25 protein-coding genes are annotated in these 20,992 nt (G+C 56.9%); 2 read left to right on the forward strand and 23 right to left on the reverse strand.

What is annotated here, in order from left to right; all coding sequences use genetic code 11:
• Nucleotides 1-129: 129 nt before the first annotated feature.
• Nucleotides 130-654, forward strand: coding sequence for an alpha-ketoglutarate-dependent dioxygenase AlkB (locus F3H35_RS18150; protein ID WP_223228478.1), 525 nt, complete (start codon nt 130-132; stop codon nt 652-654).
• A gap of 649 nt (nt 655-1,303) precedes the next feature.
• Here F3H35_RS18150 and F3H35_RS18155 read toward each other — a convergent pair.
• From F3H35_RS18155 to F3H35_RS18225, 15 genes are all read right to left on the reverse strand, one after another.
• Nucleotides 1,304-1,993 carry an ATP-binding cassette domain-containing protein gene (locus F3H35_RS18155; protein ID WP_149780948.1) on the reverse strand — a complete coding sequence of 230 codons (690 nt, stop codon included), beginning with the start codon at nt 1,991-1,993 and terminating at the stop codon, nt 1,304-1,306.
• 12 nt (nt 1,994-2,005) lie between these two features.
• A complete protein-coding gene (locus F3H35_RS18160) occupies nt 2,006-3,178 on the reverse strand; it encodes an FtsX-like permease family protein (RefSeq protein WP_149780949.1) in 1,173 nt (390 codons plus the stop codon).
• On the reverse strand, nt 3,175-4,407 hold the full coding sequence (locus F3H35_RS18165) for an HlyD family efflux transporter periplasmic adaptor subunit (protein WP_149780950.1): 1,233 nt from the start codon (nt 4,405-4,407) through the stop codon (nt 3,175-3,177). The genes F3H35_RS18160 and F3H35_RS18165 overlap by 4 nt, the downstream gene beginning before the upstream one ends.
• Before the next feature lie 119 nt (nt 4,408-4,526).
• Nucleotides 4,527-5,000 (reverse strand): hypothetical protein, encoded by a 474-nt coding sequence (locus tag F3H35_RS18170; protein ID WP_149780951.1) that lies wholly within the window; start codon nt 4,998-5,000, stop codon nt 4,527-4,529.
• A 35-nt stretch (nt 5,001-5,035) separates the two neighbouring features.
• Nucleotides 5,036-6,772, reverse strand: coding sequence for a SulP family inorganic anion transporter (locus F3H35_RS18175; RefSeq protein ID WP_188130034.1), 1,737 nt, complete (start codon nt 6,770-6,772; stop codon nt 5,036-5,038).
• Between the two features lie 94 nt (nt 6,773-6,866).
• On the reverse strand, nt 6,867-8,546 hold the full coding sequence (locus tag F3H35_RS18180) for a bifunctional protein tyrosine phosphatase family protein/NAD(P)/FAD-dependent oxidoreductase (protein WP_149780952.1): 1,680 nt from the start codon (nt 8,544-8,546) through the stop codon (nt 6,867-6,869).
• Nucleotides 8,547-8,557: 11 nt separating this feature from the next.
• On the reverse strand, nt 8,558-8,992 hold the full coding sequence (locus tag F3H35_RS18185; protein ID WP_149780953.1) for an EF-hand domain-containing protein: 435 nt from the start codon (nt 8,990-8,992) through the stop codon (nt 8,558-8,560).
• A gap of 13 nt (nt 8,993-9,005) precedes the next feature.
• Nucleotides 9,006-9,890 carry an MBL fold metallo-hydrolase gene (locus F3H35_RS18190; protein WP_149780954.1) on the reverse strand — a complete coding sequence of 295 codons (885 nt, stop codon included), beginning with the start codon at nt 9,888-9,890 and terminating at the stop codon, nt 9,006-9,008.
• Between the two features lie 23 nt (nt 9,891-9,913).
• Nucleotides 9,914-10,351, reverse strand: a complete 438-nt coding sequence (locus tag F3H35_RS18195; protein ID WP_149780955.1) for a DUF6691 family protein — start codon at nt 10,349-10,351, stop codon at nt 9,914-9,916.
• Between the two features lie 5 nt (nt 10,352-10,356).
• The gene (locus F3H35_RS18200) at nt 10,357-10,791 is read right to left on the reverse strand and encodes a YeeE/YedE family protein (protein ID WP_149780974.1); all 435 of its coding nucleotides are present in this window, start codon (nt 10,789-10,791) and stop codon (nt 10,357-10,359) included.
• Nucleotides 10,791-11,000, reverse strand: coding sequence for a YgaP family membrane protein (locus tag F3H35_RS18205; RefSeq protein ID WP_149780956.1), 210 nt, complete (start codon nt 10,998-11,000; stop codon nt 10,791-10,793). The genes F3H35_RS18200 and F3H35_RS18205 overlap by 1 nt, the downstream gene beginning before the upstream one ends.
• A 270-nt stretch (nt 11,001-11,270) precedes the next feature.
• Nucleotides 11,271-11,555: a methyltransferase domain-containing protein gene (locus F3H35_RS18210; protein ID WP_149780957.1), complete on the reverse strand. Its 285-nt coding sequence runs from the start codon at nt 11,553-11,555 to the stop codon at nt 11,271-11,273.
• Complete coding sequence (locus F3H35_RS18215) at nt 11,556-11,813, reverse strand: class I SAM-dependent methyltransferase (RefSeq protein ID WP_149780958.1); 258 nt, start codon at nt 11,811-11,813, stop codon at nt 11,556-11,558.
• A 157-nt stretch (nt 11,814-11,970) separates the two neighbouring features.
• Nucleotides 11,971-12,645, reverse strand: coding sequence for a Crp/Fnr family transcriptional regulator (locus F3H35_RS18220; RefSeq protein WP_149780959.1), 675 nt, complete (start codon nt 12,643-12,645; stop codon nt 11,971-11,973).
• An 81-nt stretch (nt 12,646-12,726) separates the two neighbouring features.
• Complete coding sequence (locus F3H35_RS18225; RefSeq protein WP_223228479.1) at nt 12,727-13,389, reverse strand: peroxiredoxin; 663 nt, start codon at nt 13,387-13,389, stop codon at nt 12,727-12,729.
• A 102-nt stretch (nt 13,390-13,491) separates the two neighbouring features.
• On the opposite strand from F3H35_RS18225, the gene F3H35_RS18230 reads away from it, so the two are divergent.
• Nucleotides 13,492-14,409 carry a hydrogen peroxide-inducible genes activator gene (locus F3H35_RS18230; protein WP_149780960.1) on the forward strand — a complete coding sequence of 306 codons (918 nt, stop codon included), beginning with the start codon at nt 13,492-13,494 and terminating at the stop codon, nt 14,407-14,409.
• A 458-nt stretch (nt 14,410-14,867) separates the two neighbouring features.
• Here the strand turns inward: F3H35_RS18230 and F3H35_RS18240 are convergent, their stop codons facing one another.
• From F3H35_RS18240 to F3H35_RS18275, 8 genes are read right to left on the reverse strand one after another with little or no spacing between them, the layout of a single operon-like run.
• Nucleotides 14,868-15,221 (reverse strand): SLAC1 family transporter, encoded by a 354-nt coding sequence (locus tag F3H35_RS18240; protein WP_223228481.1) that lies wholly within the window; start codon nt 15,219-15,221, stop codon nt 14,868-14,870.
• The gene (locus F3H35_RS18245) at nt 15,221-15,763 is read right to left on the reverse strand and encodes a cytochrome b (RefSeq protein WP_149780962.1); all 543 of its coding nucleotides are present in this window, start codon (nt 15,761-15,763) and stop codon (nt 15,221-15,223) included. The genes F3H35_RS18240 and F3H35_RS18245 overlap by 1 nt, the downstream gene beginning before the upstream one ends.
• Nucleotides 15,760-16,128, reverse strand: a complete 369-nt coding sequence (locus F3H35_RS18250) for a DUF5368 domain-containing protein (protein ID WP_149780963.1) — start codon at nt 16,126-16,128, stop codon at nt 15,760-15,762. Before F3H35_RS18250 ends, F3H35_RS18245 begins: the two co-directional genes overlap by 4 nt.
• A 12-nt stretch (nt 16,129-16,140) precedes the next feature.
• Nucleotides 16,141-17,442: an NAD(P)/FAD-dependent oxidoreductase gene (locus F3H35_RS18255; protein ID WP_149780964.1), complete on the reverse strand. Its 1,302-nt coding sequence runs from the start codon at nt 17,440-17,442 to the stop codon at nt 16,141-16,143.
• A gap of 52 nt (nt 17,443-17,494) precedes the next feature.
• Nucleotides 17,495-17,635, reverse strand: a complete 141-nt coding sequence (cydX, locus tag F3H35_RS18260; RefSeq protein WP_149780965.1) for a cytochrome bd-I oxidase subunit CydX — start codon at nt 17,633-17,635, stop codon at nt 17,495-17,497.
• Nucleotides 17,636-17,653: 18 nt separating this feature from the next.
• Nucleotides 17,654-18,115, reverse strand: a complete 462-nt coding sequence (locus F3H35_RS18265; RefSeq protein WP_188130035.1) for a DsrE family protein — start codon at nt 18,113-18,115, stop codon at nt 17,654-17,656.
• A gap of 13 nt (nt 18,116-18,128) precedes the next feature.
• Nucleotides 18,129-19,292 carry a cytochrome d ubiquinol oxidase subunit II gene (gene cydB / locus F3H35_RS18270; protein WP_149780967.1) on the reverse strand — a complete coding sequence of 388 codons (1,164 nt, stop codon included), beginning with the start codon at nt 19,290-19,292 and terminating at the stop codon, nt 18,129-18,131.
• A 5-nt stretch (nt 19,293-19,297) separates the two neighbouring features.
• The gene (locus F3H35_RS18275) at nt 19,298-20,965 is read right to left on the reverse strand and encodes a cytochrome ubiquinol oxidase subunit I (protein WP_149780968.1); all 1,668 of its coding nucleotides are present in this window, start codon (nt 20,963-20,965) and stop codon (nt 19,298-19,300) included.
• Nucleotides 20,966-20,992 lie beyond the last annotated feature (27 nt).

Genomic DNA, 20,992 nt, shown 5'->3' on the forward strand with positions numbered 1-20,992 from the left:
TACCGGCCTCCCGCACCGGAAAGTATTGTCCAGATGGACCAGAGGCCGGTCATGCACTAACAATCAACTTGGACCACTTAGTGGGGGCAGCTCAAATGGCCGGACGGGCTAACCTATCTGGAAAATTACGTGCCGGAGGATGAAGTCGACAGGCTTGTCCTGGAGATCGATGCGGCCCCTTGGAGCACCGATCTGAAACGGCGGGTCCAGCATTACGGCTATCGCTACGACTACAAGGCCCGGCAGGCCCGGCGGGAAGACTATCTTGGGCCACTGCCAGAACTGTTTCAGCACCTGGCGGAACGGTTAACTAGAGAAGGCCATTTCCTAGCAGTTCCAGACCAGGTCATCGTCAACGAATACAACCCCGGACAGGGCATCTCTGCCCATATCGACTGCCAGCCTTGCTTTGGAGAGACAATCGCCTCCCTGAGCCTTCTCTCGGCATGCGTTATGCGGTTCGCCTCGCAGAAGTCTTCTCGGCACATGGATCTTCTGCTTCAGCCCGACAGCCTCTTGGTTGTGGCAGGTGAAGCCCGCCATGACTGGACCCATGCGATACCAGCCAGAAAGACAGATCTTGTCGAGGGCGGAAAGTCCCAACGAACGCGGCGCATTTCGCTGACATTTCGGCAAATGAAATTCGAGAATTGAGTTTCGCCGTTTCGAACACGACGAACCGAAGAGAACACGACGCCGCACGACATTGCGCGATCGAAACATGAACATACACGGCACACGCCTTCACTCAACCCTTTGAAATATAGCTTAAATCGCCACCATCCATCATAGGGGCACAAGATACTTTCGCTGCCGCGGTGGCTGCGTTGTGGGACATTCCTAATTCTCCTATGGTCCGCGATCCGGTTTTCGAGGCCATTTTGCACACATACTGCATACGAATTGGGGCAGTCTAGCCCGCCGAGGATGAAGACAGGCAAACGGCGGTGATTGGGTAGGTTTGTGAACCTGCCCCCCTTCTCCATCGCACGATCCAGACAGGACGCGACCGTCAAGAAACGTTTGCGAAGTTGCGCGATCCCCAGAGCTTTTCACGTGCACACCACCGCCTTGCTGATTGCTGCCAAATCAGTTTGGCTCCATTGCTCCATTGGTGATGATGTAGCTGGAGGCTTCCAACCTATCACTGCGATCAGTGCTGGCGTCCAGCTTTACTGATAGCTTGCTCAACGGCGTCCGAGCTACGCCAAGTCGCTCTTATGTGGGTTTAAGGCAATGTCGGTTTGGAGGTCTGCTTGGCAGCAGGAGAAAGCGCAGTTTGTCAAAACGGATTCATCAACAGTTATTTTTGTGTCGACACAATCCGCCCATCTTCAAGCGTCAAGATGCGGTCGGCGCGATCGAGAATCCTGTTGTCATGTGTAACAAGAAGAGTTGTGGTGCCGCGTTCCGCACCAAGACGTTTCAGCAAGTCGACTACATCGTCGGCGCTATCCTTGTCCAGCGCGGCCGTTGGTTCGTCCGCTAGCACCATAAGTGGATTTCCGACCAGTGCGCGCGCAACGGCAACCCGTTGCTTCTGCCCCCCGGAGAGGTTGGCAGGCAGGTAGTCCATACGGTCGGATAGTCCGACGAGATCGAGAGATTGCACTGCCGCCCGTCGTGCCAAGTCATCGGGCACGCCGGGATGAACCTGAACCCCCATGATCACATTCTGCAGTGCGGTAAGGCTTTCGTGTAGGTTATGCGACTGGAAAATAAAGCCAAGCCTCTGACGGAGCTTCGTAAGCTCCGCCTCTGACGCACCATTCAGTTCGTGCCCCGCCATAACCACAGATCCGTCCTGGACCGCACGCAAGCATCCCAGCAGCGTCAGAACCGTTGTCTTGCCTGAGCCCGATGGCCCCATCAAGACCGTCAGACTTCCGCGTGGCAGAGCGATGTCGATGTCGAACAGGGCCTGTTTGCGGGCGTCTCCGGTTCCGAACCAATGATTCAACCCGCGCGATTCTGCGATAACATCCTTATCCATCGCAACTATCCATCAAAAAAGGTCCGCAGGATCGGCGGCAGCAAGCCGGCGCGTGGCAATCACGCCGGACAGGATCGAAAAAAACACTGTTCCGAGGAAAACAATACCTGCCATGACAGGCGTCATCGCAAGCGGCAACGTTGTGACCTTGCCCATGAGAGTCAGAATACCGATGCCGACCGCCAACCCCGGCACAAAACCAAGGACGCCCAGAACAAGAGCTTCTTCGACAACAATGCTCATGAACAAGCTTGGGCCGTAGCCCATGGCCTTGAACGTCGCGTATTCCCGCATGTGGTCTGCGACATCCGCCGACAACACCTGATACACGATAACCAGCCCGACCAAGACGCCGATCAGAACCCCGAACCCGAAGATGACGCCAGTCGGCCGTCGCGTTTGCTGGTAGCGCAGATCTTCTTGTGCAGCCTCTGCATAGGTGCGGATGCGCAAGGTCTCGTCCGATATGAGACTATGTAGCCGCGCCACCACCGTGTCGACCTCTGTGCCCGCCCGCAGTTTCAACAGAATATGGTCCGGTGCCGCGGAAGAGCGCGCAGGAAACAAGGACAGAAAGGTCTGATCTGAAACCAGCATGTAGCCATCCCCTCCAAAACCACCGCCACCGGCAAATGTATCGAGCGCTGTCAATGTGCGGCCCTGTGTTTCGAATGAAAGCGGCGTCTGCGGTCTGATGGCGGCGGCATCTTCGCGCGACAGACCACGCGCCATGCGATCAAGGATCGCCACGTCCTGCACCTGAAGCAGTGCAACATCATCGGAGATCGCAGGCGAAAGGAACCCTGCCTGCCCGGGATCAATGCCAAACGTGGTAAAACTGATGTCCCTGTCCTCCCGATCCCAAGGTGTATTGCCGACAAACAGTCCTGTACCAGCGGCAACGTCGGGATCGGCCAAAGCCTGAAGCATCCACTGTCTCGCGACATTCGCACCCTCTGACAGGGCGTTTGCGTCTGCTGAAGAGATCATGATGTCAGCCTGAAAGAACTCGTAGGGGCGTAATGTCGCCGTGGCCATGGAGTTCATGATCCCCAACTGGACAAAAACCAACACATTGGCAAAGGCAACGCCGGCAAGAGCCGCCATGAAGCGCCCACGTTTGTGCGTCAGTTGTAACCACCCAATCGGAATGCGGCCGAAAGCCCACTGAAGAAGGCGTCTCATTGACCGATCCGTTGGCTGGCGCCGGTATCAATACGCGCAACGGTCTCCAATCTAACGTAACGCGATGCAATTTTTGACGAACTTTCATCAAGCGACACCAGAACGCGGATCACCCGTGCATCCGAATTTGCCGCGGCGTCATCCGAAATCATGCCCTGCCGCCCTACGGTCAGGCCGATGCTTTGCACTTTACCACGCAATGATTGTCCGATGGCCGGCGCTGCCAACTCAACCGGCTGTCCCACTTGCACGGTAGCGATCCTATCTTGCCAGACCTCCACCTCGGCCATCATTTGGGAAATATCTCCCATTTCCATAATGCCTTCCAACGGTGGGCGTTGTCCCGGCGTTGCGAGTATATCTAGGACCGTTCCATCAATTGGCGCCTGTACCAAGGCGCGGGAAAGATCCATTTGGGCACGGGTCAGCTCTGCTTCGGCTGCCGCCACGTTCCGTGCAGCAACAACCACATCAGGCTGATTCTCGAGCGCTATGGATGTGTAGCGTGCCAGCGTAGCCTCGGCCCGTGTTACGGACAATGCGGCCTCTTCGGCGGCCGTGCGGGCGGCAATCAGAGACGCATCAGTGGCGATGCCACGGGCGGCCAGATCTTCGGTGCGCGCAAGATTTGTGCTCGCCTCCTTTGCGCTCGCACGAACCTGATCGAGCGTTGCCTGTGCCTCGGCGCGACTGGCAGCCACAGTGCTTTGGGTCTGTACCAATATTGCTTGCCGTACAGCAAGGTTTGCCCCAGCAGTCAAAACCACACCATTGAGAGCCTGCGCGTTGTCCAGCCGTGCGACCACAGACCCACGTGTCACAACGTCCCCAATATCCACAAGAAGCTCTGCCACGCGCGCATCTCCTGCGCCATAAGGCGCGGCCACGATGGCGACGTCCCCACGAGGGATCAATCGGGCCAACCCGACAACATCTGTTGCCAGAAGCGTTTCTGCCATCTCTTGCGGCATTTCAATTTCAGGAGGTAAGGCAATCGGGCTGTCTGCTCCACCACCCGGTTTTAGACCCGTCAGTGCGTAGAATTTCTGCAGTCCAGGTGGCTGATAATACATGCCAATCACTGCGCCGGAAAACATGAATACCGGGATCAGAAGGACAAGCAGGTAACGTCTGCGAAACCGGTTTCGCTTGCTTCGAGACGCCTGCTGTATCGTGTCCTTCGCCAGCCCAAGATCAAGCGGTAAATCGGTGGAATTGTTGCCGGACATGATTTCTATCTTTCCTGTTTGCGCCGCAGCGTGCAAATGCCCACGCCAATGGCTTTCGCAATTTTGGCCTGTCGAAAGGCAGTCGCCGCGCTTACCTGTTTTGTCCTCCCCATTGACGCTCAGTGATGAAGTCCTCGACCACCAAGCGACCGAGATGACCAAACCCCTCCGAGAGAAAAATCTCGCAAGCCCTCAGCTTGTGAACCAGCCTGTCGGTTGAACCGCTCACGCAGCAACCTTTCTCTATGGAGAAAATCGGCAAGTGGCGGCCCACCTGCGCCGTATTCGAGTTGTTTTTGGGTATAGGCATGCCGAAAGATCAAGTCCCTTGACCGCGTCGCGACCTTTATCCGCTCAAACATTGGCTCCCGCACTCCGAGTGCTGCGAACTGAATGAAGGTTCCAACCACGCCATCGCACTGTCGAGCAGACCGATAATGGTCCTCAGGAATTGCCACGCGGAACGAAGCGTCGACGCCCTGCTTGGCCGCCAGTTTGCGCGCCTTTTCAACGTCAAGGCACAGGATCCATGCGTTGGCCGGGAACGAGTGTGCATAGGACTGCAGGGCAATGGTTGGCTCGATCTCAGACAAGCAGGCGCTTCTCGTGTACCGATCGTCCCAAGTGCTCATTCCGCGGCCTTTGGAACGATGTCGCCCGCCAAAGCCTCCCAAGCATCGTATTGAGACAGGAAGACACGTCCATTCAGATCATCAAGGAAATGGGATCGTTTCAAGCGGTCCATCACTGGGCCTTTCACCTCTGATAGATGCAAGCCAACGCCCATGTCTTTGAGACGGTGATTGATCGCCTCCAGACTTTCGAGGGCGGAATAATCCACTTCGTTCACTGCAGAAAAGATCAAGACCACGTTCCGCACGGCGCAGCCATTGGTGACACGTTTCTGGATCAGGTCTTCTAGGAAACGGGCATTCACGAAATAAAGGCTTTCATCCACGCGCAGGGACACAAGCGCGGGATCCGTTTCCACACTGTGACGATGGATATTACGAAAGTGCTGAGTGCCGGGCACCAAGCCAACCTCAGCGACATGGGGCCGCGACGTTTTGTACAGGTGTAAAAGCACTGAAATCGCAACTCCGGAGGCCACCCCTATCTCCACGCCCAGCATGAGGGTCAAGAAAATCGTAGCGGCGACGGCTGCGAAATCGCCCCGGGAATACGCCCAGGTCTTTTTCAGGATCGACAGGTCGACGAGGCTTAGGACCGCGACAATGATGGTCGCGGCGAGTGTTGCATTCGGCAAGTAGTAAACCAATGGCGTCAGTGCCATGGCGGCAATGGCAAGGCCTATGGCCGTAAAGATACCCGCCGCGGGAGTTTCTGCACCGGCATCAAAGTTCACGACAGAGCGCGAAAACCCACCTGTTACCGGATAGCCGCCTGTGAAAGCGGCTCCAAGGTTCGCGGCGCCCAGACCAATCAACTCCTGATCAGGATTTATGCGCTGGCGTTTCTTGGCCGCAAGTGTTTGTGCAACAGAGACGGACTCAACAAAGCCAATCACAGAAATCAGGATGGCAGGCACCAAGAGAGCACCCAAGAGATCAGGTGAAAAGCCCGGCAGCGTCAGCGGCGGTAGGCTTTGCGGCACAGCACCCACGATCTTGACGCCCTGAGTGTCCAGACCAAACCCCCAGACCGCAAGCGTTGTCGCCACGACTGCAGCCACGGGCCCGGCCTTGGTCAGGATGTCGGCCAAGAGTGCCGATGCGCCAAGCCGTTTGAGCGTTGGTTTGAGGTTCTTGCGCACCCAGAACAGAAAGCCGGTTGCGGTTACACCAAGTACAACGGTGATCCAATTGATCTGCGACAGATGCGCGAAGATCGACCCAAGCATTTCCGGCAGCGTGTGACCGGACGCGCTGACCCCGAGAATATGCTTGAGTTGGCTCGTTGCAATTAGGATCCCCGATGCGGTGATGAAGCCCGCAATCACCGGATGGCTGAGGAAGTTGGCGAGAAAACCAAGGCGAAAGACACCCATCAGCACCAGAAACCCACCGGACAGGAATGCCAGGGTCAGCGCGGCCACCGCATAGCCCGCTGTCCCCTGCTCAGCCACCTGACCGATGGCCGACGCGGTCAGAAGCGAGACAACGGCGACGGGTCCAACGGCCAGCGCCTTGCTCGTGCCGAATATGGCATAGAGGATGATGGGGGCGATTGACGCGTAGATCCCGGCCTCCGGCGGCAGTCCCGCAAGCAAAGCATAGGCTAACGATTGTGGGATCAGCATGATCGTCACGATCACCGCTGCAATCATGTCGTTCGAAAGGGCGTTGCGGTCGTAAGTGCGGCCCCAGTCCAAAACAGGGACGTAGCGAGAGAGGTGTTCGATCATCTTGTCGTCCAGAAAAGGGGACGGGCGGAACAAAACCGCTCCGCTCGCCGGTCATCGCGCATGAAGGGAGGGTATGCGCAATAGGGTGCGCCGGTTACTCGGCAGCAACTTTGATTTTCTCGGGTTTGGCCATCCATTCCTTACCCTTGAGCATCGCCTTCCAGTAAATCGGCGGCAGCAGGCTTTCCTTCAGAAACCACGCTGCGCGGCTTGGCTTGGTTCCGTCCAGAAGGAAGGATGGAAAGCTTGGCTTCAACACACCGCCATAGCCGAACTCCGCCAGCACGATCTTGCCGCGCTCCACCGTCAGCGGGCACGAGCCATAGCCGTCATAGGCCGCTGTCGGCGACCGGCCCGCGATATCGGCGACGATGTTGTCGGCCACAGTGGGCGCCTGCTTGCGGGCAGCTGCCGCCGTCTTGGCGTTGGGCGCGTTCATCACGTCCCCCAGCGACCAAATGTTGGCATAGGTTTTGTGGCGCAGCGTGGCTTGATCCACATCGACCCATCCTGCTGCATCGGCTAGCGGCGACACCCGAATGAAGTCTGGCGCGGTTTGCGGAGGGCAGACATGCATCATGTCGAACTCGACCGTTACGTCCGTCGGATCGGCATCCGGTTTGGTCACCTTGAAGGTCGCCTTTTTCGCCGGACCGTCGACCGATATGAGGGTGTGGAAAAAGTTCAGCGTCGCATCGTATTTTTCGACATATTCCATAAGCGCCGGAACGTAGTCCTTGACCCCGAACAGCACGCCGCCCGCACTCATGAACTGGATGTCGATGTTTTTCAGCGCACCACTACGGAACCAGGCATCGCCTGACAGATACATCGCTTTCTGCGGAGCGCCTGCGCATTTGATCGGCATCGACGGCTGAGTGAACAGGGCACGGCCTTCCTTCATTTTCTGAACCAGTTGCCAGGTGTAAGGTGCCAGATCGTACCGGTAGTTGGAGGTTACGCCATTGCGTCCCAGTGTTTCCTCCAGCCCTTCGACCTTGTCCCAATCAAGCTTGAGACCCGGACACACCACAAGACGGTCGTATTTGACCACCCGACATCCATCCAGAATGACTGCGTCATTTTTGGGCTCAAAAGCCGCAACTGCAGACTTGATCCAATGCACACCCTGCGGGATCAGACTGCCCATCGTCTTTGCAGTGCTTTGAGCATCGAAGATGCCTCCGCCCACCATCGTCCATCCCGGCTGATAGTAGTGGATATCGGCGGGATCGATCACTGCGATGTTCAGCCCCGGCTTACGCGCCTTAAGGCTGGCCGCCACCGATATGCCCCCTGCCCCTGCCCCAACGACCACCACTTCGAAATGGGCGTCGCCCGAATCCGTTGGCGTCTTGCCGCCATTGGCGATCCGTCGAGCCACACCGCTCATGTCGTAGCCCGCTGCCTTGGTTGCGGCTAAGATCTCTGGCATGGGGCGTTTCTTGGATTCGTGGAAAGACCAGAGTGTCGCGGACCGCGTGCCAGTGCGGCAGTAGGCCAGGACGGGACGTTGCACCTCCTTTAGGGCCGCGCCAAATGCAGCGACATCGTCGTCTTTCACCATACCGGACTGCACCGGGACATATTTCGCTTCGATCCCTGCGGCTTGCGCCGCAGCTTCGATTTCTTCAAACGAGGGTTGATCAGCCCCTTCTCCGTCAGGCCGGTTGCAGATGATGGCGCGGAAGCCAGCTGCCTTGATCGCGGCCATATCCTCGGCCATGATTTGTGGGCTGACGGTAACTTTCTCAGTGATCTTCTTAAGGTCCATGCTCAGGCTCCTCACTGCCGACCAAAATCGGCATTGGCGACGCTGCCATCACCGTTGCGATCAAGCATCGCCATCCAATCCCCGGCATGCGTCAAAAATTCATCACGCGACACTTCACCGTTTCCGTCGCTGTCATTGAAAGCGAGAGTCATGCCCTCCAACGCCCGGCGCATTCCGATGCCATTTCCATGGCCTTCAATGGTCTTCATGTCATTCGCTCGCGCCTCATCAAAGAGCATGTATTCTTCGGCATCGAGTGCGCCATTTTCGTCAGCGTCGAATGTCAGAAACACATCTTCCCGTCGGGTTTTGATGTCTTCAAGACTGACCGCACCATCCCCATCAAGATCCCAGTTCTCGATGAAATGAGCGCCAGGTTGATGATTTTGTGCCCAAGCAGGACCCACGAGTGTCAAAAGAACAAGTGTCAGAACAGTTCTTTTCATGTCATTTTCCTCATTAAAGGCCGTTGATCGGCACTTTGAGCATTGGATTCCCGTCCTTATCAGTCGGAATTTCACCTGCGCGCATGTTCACCTGCAACGACGGTATGATGAGCTTCGGCATGGCAAGTTGCGCGTCGCGCTCGGTGCGGAACTTGATGAAATCTTCCTTCGTCTTGCCGCGCCCGACATGGATATTGTGCTCTTTCTCGTCGGCAACGGTGGTTTCCCACGCAATATCGCGGCCATTGGGCCCGTAGTCGTGGCACATGAACAATCGCGTCTCATCGGGCAGAGCCAGCACCTTCATGATGCTTTCATAGAGCTCTTCAGCACTGCCACCAGGGAAGTCACACCGGGCTGAGCCACCATCAGGCATGAAGAGTGTGTCGCCCACAAAAGCGGCATCGCCAATCACATGGACCATGCAGGCCGGTGTATGGCCAGGCGTATACATGGCAAAGGCCTGCATATTGCCAATCGTATAAGTGTCGCCATCTTCAAACAGCGCGTCGAATTGGCTGCCGTCGCGCTGGAACTCGGTGCCTTCGTTGAAAACCTTGCCAAACACGTCCTGAACGACCGTGATTTTGGAGCCAACACCGATCTTCCCGCCAAGTTTGCCCTGAATATAAGGAGCTGCAGACAGGTGGTCAGCGTGGACATGCGTTTCGATGATCCACTCCAGCTTAAGATCTTGCTTCTCGATCTCGCGGATCAACTCGTCGGCATGATCGAAGGTGATCCGCCCGGCGGCGTAGTCGATGTCCATCACGCTATCGACAATGGCGCAGGCGTTGGACGACGAGTCCTTGACGATGTAGCTGATCGTATTGGTCGCCTCATCAAAGAAGGCTTGAACGTCTGGCTTGATGCCCATGTTGACGGGGTATTGGGTCATATTTTGTCTCCTCGAAGAACGGATCACGGTGCGGCCGCCGAGCGGCCTGCGGTGGTTGATTGAATGAATTTGGCCAGGAAGATCCCACAAAGCAGAGCGGCCACGAAGGCAAAGACCTCCCACCGCCCGGTGCCAAGCGCAGGCAACGCGCCCCCGGGACAGAAACCTGCAATCCCCCAGCCGATGCCAAACACCGCCGAACCGCCAACGAGTTTCGCGTCGATCATGCGGGACGTCGGCAGGCTGAAGCCGTCCTCAAATATCGGTGCTTTGAGACCAAAGACCAGCTTGTAGCCGACAAAGGTCGTGACCAAGGCACCACCCATCACAAAGATCAGCGACGGGTCCCACGTGCCGGCGATATCAAAGAAATTCAGGACCTTGGCCGGGTTCGCCATGCCAGAGATCGAGATACCAACGCCAAAAACAACGCCAATCAGATAGTTTGCGATCACTTTCACTGCGCTCAAGCTCCGATAACGTGGCGTATGATGAATACGGTGGCGAAGGTGAACGCCATAAAGGTCAACGTGGCTACAATGGATCGCGGGCTGAGCCGCGCCATGCCACAGACACCATGGCCAGATGTGCACCCTGAGCCGAATGTGACGCCGACGCCGACAACGAGACCGCCGATCACAAGCGCTATCGCCGAAATTGGCACATCCACCGCTGGCATCTCACCAGAAAGCAGCCAGACGATCGCTGGCCCCGTGGCCATTCCGGCCAAAAGGGCCGCGCGCCATGCGAAGTCCGAGCCGGACGACGGTTGGAACATCCCCGCCAGTACGCCCGTTGCGCCCATGACACGTCCAACGAAGAGCATCAGAAGTGTCGAGGCGACACCAATCAAGACACCACCTGCAAGAGATGCCCACGGTGTAAAGGCCGTCTCGAACATCAGCAGTGCTGACACGTTTTGAGGCCCACGATGCTGTAAAGCGGGCAATTGCCGACAATAGCGGTGAACGTGGAAACAGCTGCGACCATAAGTGCCATCCAAAACAGAATGCCGGATCCAAGCATTGTCGTGCCGAAGGCGACAAAAAGAAGTGCCGCTGCGATAACGAGCCGCAAACTGCGGTCGATTTTTCCCATATTGGTTGTCATATCTCACTCCATCGAGAATCAATGGAATGGTTTTCGCATGTGGCCTGTCAAAAGCTTGGTGACCAAGTCACCAAACTCCTCATTTTCGAAAAACAGCGGACAAGGCTCCATCCAGCTAAGTTCAGCTTACACACCAAGGTCGGAGCTTAACGCTTTCCGGCCACGATAAACCGGCGCGTGGGGTGCTTGGGATAGTCCCCGGTTTCAACGATTTCAAAGCCGGCCTGCCTGATTTTCTGTTCAAGGCGGCCCGGTGACAAGAAATGAAAATCAGGCGCTTTTCCCCTCAAGCGGAAGAACGCAATTACGGGCTGTAAAACGCGGTACGGCCCCCAAAAGGCAGGGTGTTTTGGAGATGAAAGGAACACCCGGCTGCAGTTCGTGCGCGATGTATTCGAAAGCCAGTCGCCTATCTTGCAACAAATGCAGAAGGTTGAAACCAAGGATCACATCGAATGGTCCTTCGGGCAGTGATCCGCCACAGAATTGACCGACGCTGACTTCCAGTTTTGCGAGCATCGTTTCGGATCGTTTTTCTTCGGCACTCGCGATCATCTAGGGAGAATAATCACTTGTTGTATAGCGACCAAAGGCTCCCACCAGTTTGACAGTTTTTGTTCCCGTGCCGCAGCCGAGTTCAAGTACGCGATCTTTCGAACCCAAGAACGCGCGGATTCGGTCAAGTGCCTTTTCGTAGTCAGCTGGATTGCGCATGGACATGTTGGGATAGCTGCGCGCGACTCGGTCCCAGAATGCAGCAGAGGCGTCATTCATAGACTGTCGCACCGCAAACTGGTTGTTTTCTGTTCCCATGCTTTTTTGATTTCGTAAGCACCCATCGGTCTGCGCTCCATACTCAATTTTCGTCTGCGCCCAATTGGATTGTCGTCTCGCCAACTAAGATGGTGAGCCGACAATCAGGTTAGCGTTGTGCAGGGCCTTTCCGGTTGCCGTCTGAGGCGCAGACTGCCTACTGTCGCGCGCCGGCAGATTTGACCAGCCGCTCCAGCCCGTCTTTCCCAACAAGACGAACTTCACCCCGGGACTGTTCGACCCAGCCTCTGCGCTGAAATTCCGAAAGCGTTCTGGAAACAACTTCACGTGCAGTCCCGAGCTCAGTGCCAAGTACAGCGTGCGTCGCGTGTATGACGTTGTCGTCATCGGCAAGCTCCAGCAAGCGCGATGCAAGCCGAACATCCATACGCTGGAACACAATGTCATCTATCAGAGTAAAGAGATCGGTGATCCGGCGGGAGTACGCGGTAAATACGAACTCTCTGAAGACAGGCGACTTGGCCACGAGGTCATCGAAAGTCTTGCGCGGGATCGCGACGGCTTTGACGTCGGTTTCGGACGTGCCCTCTGCTGCATAGTCTTCGAACGCCAGCATACAGGCTGTTGTGAGAACGCAGCTTTCCCCCGCGTGGACCCGATAGAGAAAGACCTCTCGGCCTGTCTCGGATTTCTGTTGCACCTTGACGGTGCCTTCCAGAAGAAGCCAAAGGTTATCGGCAGTCTGGCCCGGCGCGAAAATCTGGGTGCCAGCCGGAACCGACACGATCTGACTTCCCGTTTCAAGCTCGGCGCGGATATCGGTGGGCAGTCTGCCAAGGCCTTTGAATTTGGTAATCCATGACTCGTTCATTTACTTGTTTCCCAGGTATCGGATTAAGAGGGAGGCGCGGCACGACAGTGCCTAGATCGTGCTCGCGTTTCGCATTCCGGCTTAGAGAGACTTGGTCGAGAAATACCAATCCTTGGTGACAAAACCTTCCGACATCCGCGCTTCCGCGGCGGCCGCAGTTTGTGGCGTCGGCACGATCACATCCTCACCAGGCTGCCAGTTCTCCGGCGTTGCAACCTTGTGGGCGTCGGCAGTCTGGAGGGCTTTCACGAGGCGGACAAATTCGTCAACCGAGCGACCATTGGTCATGGGATAGTAGACCATCGCCCGCAAAATTCCTTCGGGATCGATAATGAATGTCGCCCGCACCGCCTGTGTATCAGATGCTCCGGGCTGTATCATCCCATAGGATTGCGCGACCTTCATGTCGAGATCCGCGATAATCGGGAATGGGATCTCCACGCCAAAGCTTTCTTTAATCGAACGCATCCAGGCAATATGAGCATAGTGGCTGTCGATCGACAGGCCAAGCAGTTGAGTGTCAAGCGCTGCGAATTCGTCAGCACGTTTGGCAAAAGCCATGAATTCCGTGGTGCAAACTGGTGTGAAATCGGCCGGATGCGAGAACAGGATCAGCCATTTGCCTTTGTAGTCGGCCAGTGTCTTGCGACCGTCGGTGGTCAGTGCATCAAAAGCCGGGGCCAGTTCGTTCAGGCGCGGAAATCCGATGGCAGTTTCGGCGGCTGGGGTTGCGTGGGCGTTCATAACGAGGCTCCTTGGTTGGGTTATGACCTGCATATAGGCCACGCATTTTAATTGTAGAAATTGATTGTTTCTGCGTTGGAAATTCAATTATACGATAACATCATGACAACTCTTCGCCAACTCCGCTTTCTCACTGCTCTCGATGACACGCAGAACTTCTCGCGCGCCTCAGAGCTGTGCAATGTCACACAGTCCACGCTTTCAACGGGATTGAAGGACCTTGAAGACCGTCTGGGCATCAAGGTCGCCGAGCGGACGAAGCACAGCGTTCTGATGACCCCACTGGGGCGCGATCTGGCCGAAAGGGCCCGCAACATTCTCGCGGAAGTTCGGGATTTCGAGGGCCGTGCCCGGAAGGAACAGGCCGCCGGGGCCACGGCCATTCGCTTGGGAACAATCCCCACGGTTGGCCCGTTCCTGATGCCCCGCGCCATGCCGCTGCTGCGAAGCGCGTTGCCGGATACGAAATTCTACCTACGCGAAGAACTGACCGACCCGCTTGTCGAGGGGTTAATGGAGGGGAGGTTGGATCTTCTTCTGATCGCTCTGCCCCACCCGCTTCCACCGCAGATCGAGACCGAGGTACTGTTTTCGGATGGATATGCGCTGGCGACGCCTGTCGATCACGCCTTAAGCAATCGGGACATTGTTGGCGCTGACGACTTGGCGAACCGGCACTTGCTTCTGCTGGAGAAAGGTCACTGTCTTCAACGACATGCACTCTCCAGCATCTCCGGCATCAACCTCGATGAAGATCAGAGTTATGCGGCCACCAGCCTCTCGACCTTGGTCGCGATGGTGGAAGAAGACCTCGGGATTACACTCCTGCCGAAGCTCGCGGTCGACGCGGGTATTTCAAGAGGTCACAAGCTGCATCTGGGCGATGTGCAAGACGCCTGCCCCCGGCAGGTCGCGCTTGGCTGGCGGAGGAGCTCTCCGAATGTCGTACTCTTTGGAAAAATCGCCGCATGCATGAAACAGGCCCGGGCCGCGTTGTCGAAGGATGCCGCGCCGAATTGATCGGCGCGACAGTCCGGGTTTTGGAAGCTCAGAACGCGTGCATCCGGCGCCATTAGTTTCTCAGCCATCTCGCCGGGCTTCGCAACGCCGATGCCGTCCAGCAGAACCAACGGATCCGCATTACGACCCGGCAGGTAGATCGCGCAGACATCAATGGTCGCACCGGTCTTTTCGCGGATCGTTTGCATCAGGCCTTGCGGGCTCTTGTCGCATGGCGGTTGACCAGCCGTAGCAGAAAAACGCGCATCCTTCAGGCCAAGATCACCCTCCGGCCCGCAGAGCAGAATATGTGCCGTAGCCCCTTTCTATGCAGCTTGCGTGGTCAGAGGCGCAGTCACATTCGCAACCGCCGGGATAAACCAAGCCGGCGACAGCATAGCCTGCCGGAACGCAAGGTGCGAAATCCACGCCGACACAATCAGAATTGTCAGGATCGCCTGAACACGCGCACCGATACCCTAAAGGTCTTGGGACAACCCCGACACGCTATCCTGCAACAGCAACGACCACAGCAGGATAGCAATGTTCGCTGCAGGAAAGAACAACAGCTTGACCGGGTGGTTCCATTCTGCGGCCACTTGGCGAGGATAGCGGACCGCCTTCAATCTGTGGAGCGTGAAAAGACCGAGGAGCACGACGGCTAAAGCGCCAGTTAGGATTAGCGCCGCCATGCCATAGCCGCCCGCACGTGTGGCTAGAGCGAGACTGAACAAGCCCATGGTCGCAACGAAAAACGCAATCGGAAAGTGCGCCAGTCGAGACGCCGGCATCGAACCACCAGGGGCGGGATGCGCTGAAGTTGAAGCGCCCATCAAGACAGTGCATCCTTCGAAGTATCTGGCCGGAATATATTTTTGGGAGACATTCTCTTCATGACGTCTGTCTTCAGCACGATCTGCTGACCCAATGCCCCGAGAACATGGAGAATGATCAAGGCCAGCATGACCTTAGCGGCCACCTCATGCGCGTCGGCGGGAGCTTCCCAACCAAGCAACCAAGCCAGAGCGCCGGAAATCGGCATTGCAAGCAAAATCACATAGAAAGCGAGGTGCGTGACCTTTGCGACCAGCTTGAACGTCTGCGGCTCTTCCTCGGGCAAAGCTGGTGCGCCCAAACGCAATCTCAGGACCACACGCCAAATCGCCAACGCAAGAATAATGATCCCAACAATAACGTGCGGGTTGCGGAATGGCTCGTTCGGCAAGCTCCCGTCCAGCCGTCCCTCCCAAGCGGTCTCGATGCCGCCGTGCAACAGGTATTGGGCAGCCATCAGAACGAAGATGACCCAGTGCAAGACAACCTGTACCCGCGAGTACGCACTGGGGCTTTGCGTGACTTTCCCAGCGTTGCTCATTTCTGCGACGCATTCTTTGTCCGCTTGGAACCGAAGAGCGACTCAAGCGTGTAGACCAAGATTGCCATACCGACGGCACCCATGACTGCTATACCCAGAAAGACGACAAGGTCGATGGGGCCGCCCAAGTCGACAAGTCGGGAGTCGGTCATGAACATCACAAACCAGACGGCGAGAACAGCCCCGACTGGCATTGAGAGTTGCGCCCAGAGGAACTTCTTCCAACTCACAGCCCGATCCCGGACGAGCACATAAAGATATCCCAGCGTCACGATTACGGCAGCTGCCACCATGACCCAGAACAGGCTCCGCCCGAAGATTTCCTCGAAAACGGCAAGCAGGGTCTCGAATGTCAGGTCTTTCATTGTTTGTCCTCTCTAGGCCTTACCGCGCAACATCGCGTTGTACGTGGCCTTGAGCGCCACCTCCTTCATCAACCAGCTGATCCACAGCTCTTCAAGCGGGGCGATGATTCCCGGGAAAGACGGGGTCAGGTTGTCGTGATAGTCGAATTCGACCAGCATCGCGCGGCCGATGCGGGTGATCAGAGGGCAGGATGTGTAGCCATCATAGGTCTCGGTCCCTTCTAGCCCTTGGATCGCGGCTACAAGGTGGTCTTCGACCACAGGCACCTGCCATTTGACGCTGGCTGCCGTCTTGCCTTTCGGCACACCGGCCACGTCGCCAAGCGCAAATATCTCGGGATACCGCAGGTGGCGCAAGGTCTGCATGTCGCATTCGACCCAGTTCTGATCCGTCCACTTATCGGCCCAAGCCAACCCTGACTGTACGACAAATTCCGGCGCGCGTTGTGGGGGTATGATGTGAATGTAGTCGTAATCGACGGTTTCTGTTCCTGTCCCGTTGGCGAAGGTCGCGCGCTTTGCGCTCGCGTCAATCGCAGTCAGTGTGCGGTTCATCATTGTGGAAACGCCGCGATCCTCAAACAGCATGCGCACCTTTTCGGCGACGATCGGCACCCCGAAGAGCGACGATTGCGGCGCGGCGTAAACCATATTCATCTTGCCCGCATTACCGGCACGACGTGCGATATCGTCAATCAGGAAAGTGTGCTTGAGCGGTGCGCCTGCACACTTCATCTCGGTTTCAGGACGTGTGAAAAGCCCCGTACCGCCCTCTTCGGTGAACCGGCTTGCCGCCGCCCAGGTTCGCGCTGCGTAATCCGGCCCCGCATAGAGCGCTCCGATGCCATTTTCACCGACCATATCCAGACTGAAGCCATCAATGGCATCATGGTCCAGCATCAACCCGGGTGCCACAACAAGCCAATCATAGGCGATGGTCTCACCGGTTTCGGTCGACACGGTCTTTGTTTCGGCATCGACGGAGGCGACTTTTTCGGTGACATGCGTGATGCCACCCGGCAGCCAAGCGCTGGTGTCCGACACCACGTATTTGGCAGGCTTCAGTCCCGTCGCCACAAGGCTCAGTCCGGGTTGATACAAATGATCGGGGCGCGGATCGATGATGGTGATCTTGGCACCTTCAAGGCGGCGCACCAATCGGTTGGCCAGCGCTGTGCCAGCCGCACCCGCGCCGATGATGACGATCCGGGCCGAAGTCTGTATGGGCTGGCTTTGTGCGGAAGCTTCTTTGGTTACAAGCGAAGCCGCCGCGCCTCCTAGCATCGCCGCTTTCAAGAAATGCCTTCTATCCATGATTCCTCCAATCGCGAAGGCGTGCCAAGGACCGGCACGCCCTGCCATTTCCTTATTCGCCGATCACAACTCGTGCGGAGTTTTCATCTTCTTCAGCAAGCTCTCGGTCGCGCTGCATCTCTAGGAACATCGCGTTCATGACAGCGAAGGTTGCGGCGAGCGGAAGCCCAAGAAGCCAAGCAAAATACCACATTTCAGGGGTCCTTTCCGGCTACCAGGCCAAAGTTTTGACATCGGGATCAAACAACAGCGCTTCGACCACCGGCCATGTGCCCATGGTCACGCCGTCGATGTAATCGGCCTGCGTCAGGCCAGCGGCCTGGGAACAGGCACTGCACATGATCACTTGACCTCCATCAGCAATGAAAGCCGTCAGCATGTCCTGAATGGAAGTGCCGCTCTCAGCCATCAAACCATGCACATGGCTCGGGCGCTTTTTGTCAGCCAGATAGACCGCCCGCACATTCAGCCAGATCGCCACCGGTTCGTGACCATTCTTGAGGGCCCTTTGATGCGCGAAACTAATCGCCTTGGCGGCGGCCCATGTGTCATCCGTGGTTAGGTTTACAAAGAGCCCGGTTTTGGCGTCTTCAGCAAGTGCTTGGGGTGCTGCGGCTGTCAGGCTCACTAAGGCGAGGCTGAGTGCTGCGAGTACATTTGTTATTTTTTTCATTTGCTTACCTTTCTCAGTAAACGCTGTCGGAATTGTTGGCCACATCGGCCTCGGTGACCTTTCCCCAGAGCACTTTGTAGACCCACGCCGTGTACATCAGGATCAGCGGCATGAAGATCGCAGTGACAAAGAGCATGATGAACAGTGTCTGGTGCGAGGAAGAACTGTCCCAGACCGTCAAAGAAGAGTTCGGATCGACAGTGGAGGGCAGGATGAACGGGAACATGGTCAGGCCAACCGATGAAATCACGCCCGTAATGCCCAGTTTGGACCACAGCAACGTTGCCACTTCCCGTCCGGCGACAAGGCCACGGACCGCCATAGCCATCCCCGCAAAGCCCATCACTGGGGCCACAACGATCCAGGGACGCGCGACATAGGCAGAAAGCCACGAGCCGCCGCGTTCCACCTGGGAGTATAGCGGATTGGACGGGCCGTCTGTGCTCACCTCACCCACAAAGGCGAAGCCCTCGACACCAACCGCGAGCCACAGACCCGCCAAGGCGTAGCCTGCCATTGCGACAAGACCCGCGATGGTGCCAATCCGACGAGCCCGGTTTGCCACCAGCCCCTCGGATTTGAGGCTCAGCCATGCCGCGCCATGCATCAAGAGCATGGAAAAGGACACGACACCGGCGAGCAGAGCGAACGGGCGCAGAAGACCGATGAACTTGATCGCGAAGTTGCCATCATAGCGGGGCATCAGCATGTCATTGAGATAGAACGGCACGCCCAGAAGCACGTTGCCAACCGCAACCCCGAAGAGCAAAGCAGGCACAGCACCACCGGCGAATAACGCCCAGTCCCAGCTGCTACGCCACGTGGCACTGTCGCGTTTGGAGCGGTATTTGAAGGCCACTGGACGCACAATCAGGGCCGCGAGCACCACGAACATCGCAAGGTAAAAGCCTGAGAAGCTCACTGCGTAGAGCGGTGGCCAAGCGGCAAAGATCGCACCGCCCCCGAGGATGAACCAGACTTGGTTTCCCTCCCAAACCGGGCCGACCGTGTTTATCACAACCCGGCGCTCCACGTCCTGCTTGGCAACGAAGGGCAACAAAGCGCCGACACCCATGTCAAAGCCGTCGGTGAGGGCGAAGCCAATCAGGAGAACGCCCAGAAGCGCCCACCAGATCACCCGAAGTATTTCGTAGTCGATGAGTTCATAAAGGATCATTGCTCTTACTCCGCAGGGGTTGCGCTTTCGCCAAGGATCAGATCATCCACGGACGAAGCGGCGCGCGCTCCGGCCGGGGCGAACGGCCCCTGACCATCATGAGTGCGCAGGCGATGTTCATGACGCGCTTCCCAGGCATCAGTTTCTTCCACATCCTGAAAGGGGCCCTTGCGGATGTATTTCAGCATCAGGCCCATCTCAACGATGAACAGGATCGAGTAGAAAAGCATGAAACCCGCAAGCGTGATCAGAAGATCAGCAACACTCAGATGGCTGGCCGACAGGGCCGTTGGCAGAACACCGTCGACTGTCCAGGGTTGGCGCCCGAATTCCGCAACGAACCATCCAAGCTCGGCGGCAATCCATGGGGTCGGGATAGCAAATACCGCGCCCCACAGCGCCCACCGCGGATAGGTCTGTCTTTTGAAAGACGAGCGGTAGAAGAAATAGAGCATCACACCGATGAACGCGAAGCCAAGTCCCACCATGAGCCGGAACGCCCAGAATAGCGGGGCCACTGTGGGTACGGTGTCCTCGGCAGCCATTGCAATCTGCTCAGGCGTGGCGTCGCGCGGGTCGTCGACATAGCGCAACAGTAGATAAGCAAAACCAAGATCGCCGGAATGGGCCTCGAACATCGCGCGCACATCCTCAGGTGTTGCCTCGCGCTGTTCGCGGATGATCTGCAAAGCGTCGTACGCGATGACGCCACGTTCGACCTTCACTTTGGCCTCTTCGACCAGTTCCGCGATACCGGGTATTTCCTGCGTAAGCGACCGGGTGCCAATCAACCCCATGACCCATGGAATATGCACTGCGTAATGTGTTTCGCGCGCTTCCTGGTCTGGAAAACCAATGGCGGTGAAGGATGCAGGCGCCTCTTCGGTTTCCCACATGGCCTCAATCGCGGCCAATTTCATTTTCTGCGTATGGCTCGCTGAGTAGCCGGACTCGTCGCCGAGAACCACAACGGAAAGCGCCGCAGCCAAACCGAAAGACGCAGCAATTGTAATCGAGCGCCGCGCCAACTCGACGTGGCGGTTCTTTAGAAGATACCAAGCCGACACACCCAGAACAAAGACCGACGCGGTGACATAGCCTGCCGAAACCGTGTGGACAAATTTTGCTTGGGCGACCTGATTGAACAAAACGTCAAAGAACGACGTCATCTCCATGCGCATCGTGTCGGGGTTGAATTCAGCTCCGACCGGGTTTTGCATCCAGCCGTTTGCGATCAGGATCCAGAGCGCCGAGAAGTTGGAGCCAATCGCCACCAACCACGTCACAATTAGGTGCTGGACCCGGCTGAGTTTATCCCAACCAAAGAAGAAAAGCCCCACAAATGTTGCCTCAAGGAAGAAGGCCATCAGCCCTTCGATCGCCAGCGGAGCGCCGAAGATGTCACCGACATAATGGCTGTAATAGCTCCAGTTCATACCGAACTGGAATTCCATGGTGATGCCAGTGGCGACGCCGAGGACGAAATTGATTCCGAACAGCGTGCCCCAGAACTTGGTCATCTGCCGCCAGATCGGGCGGCCCGTCATAACATAAACGGTCTCCATGATCGCGACGATGATCGAAAGACCAAGTGTCAGCGGCACAAAGAGGAAGTGATACATAGCTGTCATTGCAAATTGCAGGCGCGACAGCTCGACGATATCTAGCTCCATTGAAAGCCCTCCTTAGACTGCCCTCCC

Origin of the sequence: Roseovarius litoreus (genome assembly GCF_900142765.1) — a bacterium.
Classification (GTDB): Bacteria; Pseudomonadota; Alphaproteobacteria; order Rhodobacterales; family Rhodobacteraceae; genus Roseovarius; species Roseovarius litoreus.

Bases quoted from the DNA above. Each gene is read 5' to 3' on its own strand.
- F3H35_RS18155 (WP_149780948.1), bottom strand. From the start codon at position 1,993: ATGGATAAGGATGTTATCGCAGAATCGCGCGGGTTGAATCATTGGTTC.
- F3H35_RS18160 (WP_149780949.1), bottom strand. From the start codon at position 3,178: ATGAGACGCCTTCTTCAGTGGGCTTTCGGCCGCATTCCGATTGGGTGG.
- F3H35_RS18165 (WP_149780950.1), bottom strand. From the start codon at position 4,407: ATGTCCGGCAACAATTCCACCGATTTACCGCTTGATCTTGGGCTGGCG.
- F3H35_RS18175 (WP_188130034.1), bottom strand. From the start codon at position 6,772: ATGATCGAACACCTCTCTCGCTACGTCCCTGTTTTGGACTGGGGCCGC.
- F3H35_RS18180 (WP_149780952.1), bottom strand. From the start codon at position 8,546: ATGGACCTTAAGAAGATCACTGAGAAAGTTACCGTCAGCCCACAAATC.
- F3H35_RS18185 (WP_149780953.1), bottom strand. From the start codon at position 8,992: ATGAAAAGAACTGTTCTGACACTTGTTCTTTTGACACTCGTGGGTCCT.
- F3H35_RS18190 (WP_149780954.1), bottom strand. From the start codon at position 9,890: ATGACCCAATACCCCGTCAACATGGGCATCAAGCCAGACGTTCAAGCC.
- F3H35_RS18200 (WP_149780974.1), bottom strand. From the start codon at position 10,791: ATGTTCGAGACGGCCTTTACACCGTGGGCATCTCTTGCAGGTGGTGTC.
- F3H35_RS18205 (WP_149780956.1), bottom strand. From the start codon at position 11,000: ATGACAACCAATATGGGAAAAATCGACCGCAGTTTGCGGCTCGTTATC.
- F3H35_RS18210 (WP_149780957.1), bottom strand. From the start codon at position 11,555: ATGATCGCGAGTGCCGAAGAAAAACGATCCGAAACGATGCTCGCAAAA.
- F3H35_RS18215 (WP_149780958.1), bottom strand. From the start codon at position 11,813: ATGGGAACAGAAAACAACCAGTTTGCGGTGCGACAGTCTATGAATGAC.
- F3H35_RS18220 (WP_149780959.1), bottom strand. From the start codon at position 12,645: ATGAACGAGTCATGGATTACCAAATTCAAAGGCCTTGGCAGACTGCCC.
- F3H35_RS18225 (WP_223228479.1), bottom strand. From the start codon at position 13,389: ATGAACGCCCACGCAACCCCAGCCGCCGAAACTGCCATCGGATTTCCG.
- F3H35_RS18230 (WP_149780960.1), top strand. From the start codon at position 13,492: ATGACAACTCTTCGCCAACTCCGCTTTCTCACTGCTCTCGATGACACG.
- F3H35_RS18240 (WP_223228481.1), bottom strand. From the start codon at position 15,221: ATGGGCGCTTCAACTTCAGCGCATCCCGCCCCTGGTGGTTCGATGCCG.
- F3H35_RS18245 (WP_149780962.1), bottom strand. From the start codon at position 15,763: ATGAGCAACGCTGGGAAAGTCACGCAAAGCCCCAGTGCGTACTCGCGG.
- F3H35_RS18250 (WP_149780963.1), bottom strand. From the start codon at position 16,128: ATGAAAGACCTGACATTCGAGACCCTGCTTGCCGTTTTCGAGGAAATC.
- F3H35_RS18255 (WP_149780964.1), bottom strand. From the start codon at position 17,442: ATGGATAGAAGGCATTTCTTGAAAGCGGCGATGCTAGGAGGCGCGGCG.
- cydX (WP_149780965.1), bottom strand. From the start codon at position 17,635: ATGTGGTATTTTGCTTGGCTTCTTGGGCTTCCGCTCGCCGCAACCTTC.
- F3H35_RS18265 (WP_188130035.1), bottom strand. From the start codon at position 18,115: ATGAAAAAAATAACAAATGTACTCGCAGCACTCAGCCTCGCCTTAGTG.
- cydB (WP_149780967.1), bottom strand. From the start codon at position 19,292: ATGATCCTTTATGAACTCATCGACTACGAAATACTTCGGGTGATCTGG.
- F3H35_RS18275 (WP_149780968.1), bottom strand. From the start codon at position 20,965: ATGGAGCTAGATATCGTCGAGCTGTCGCGCCTGCAATTTGCAATGACA.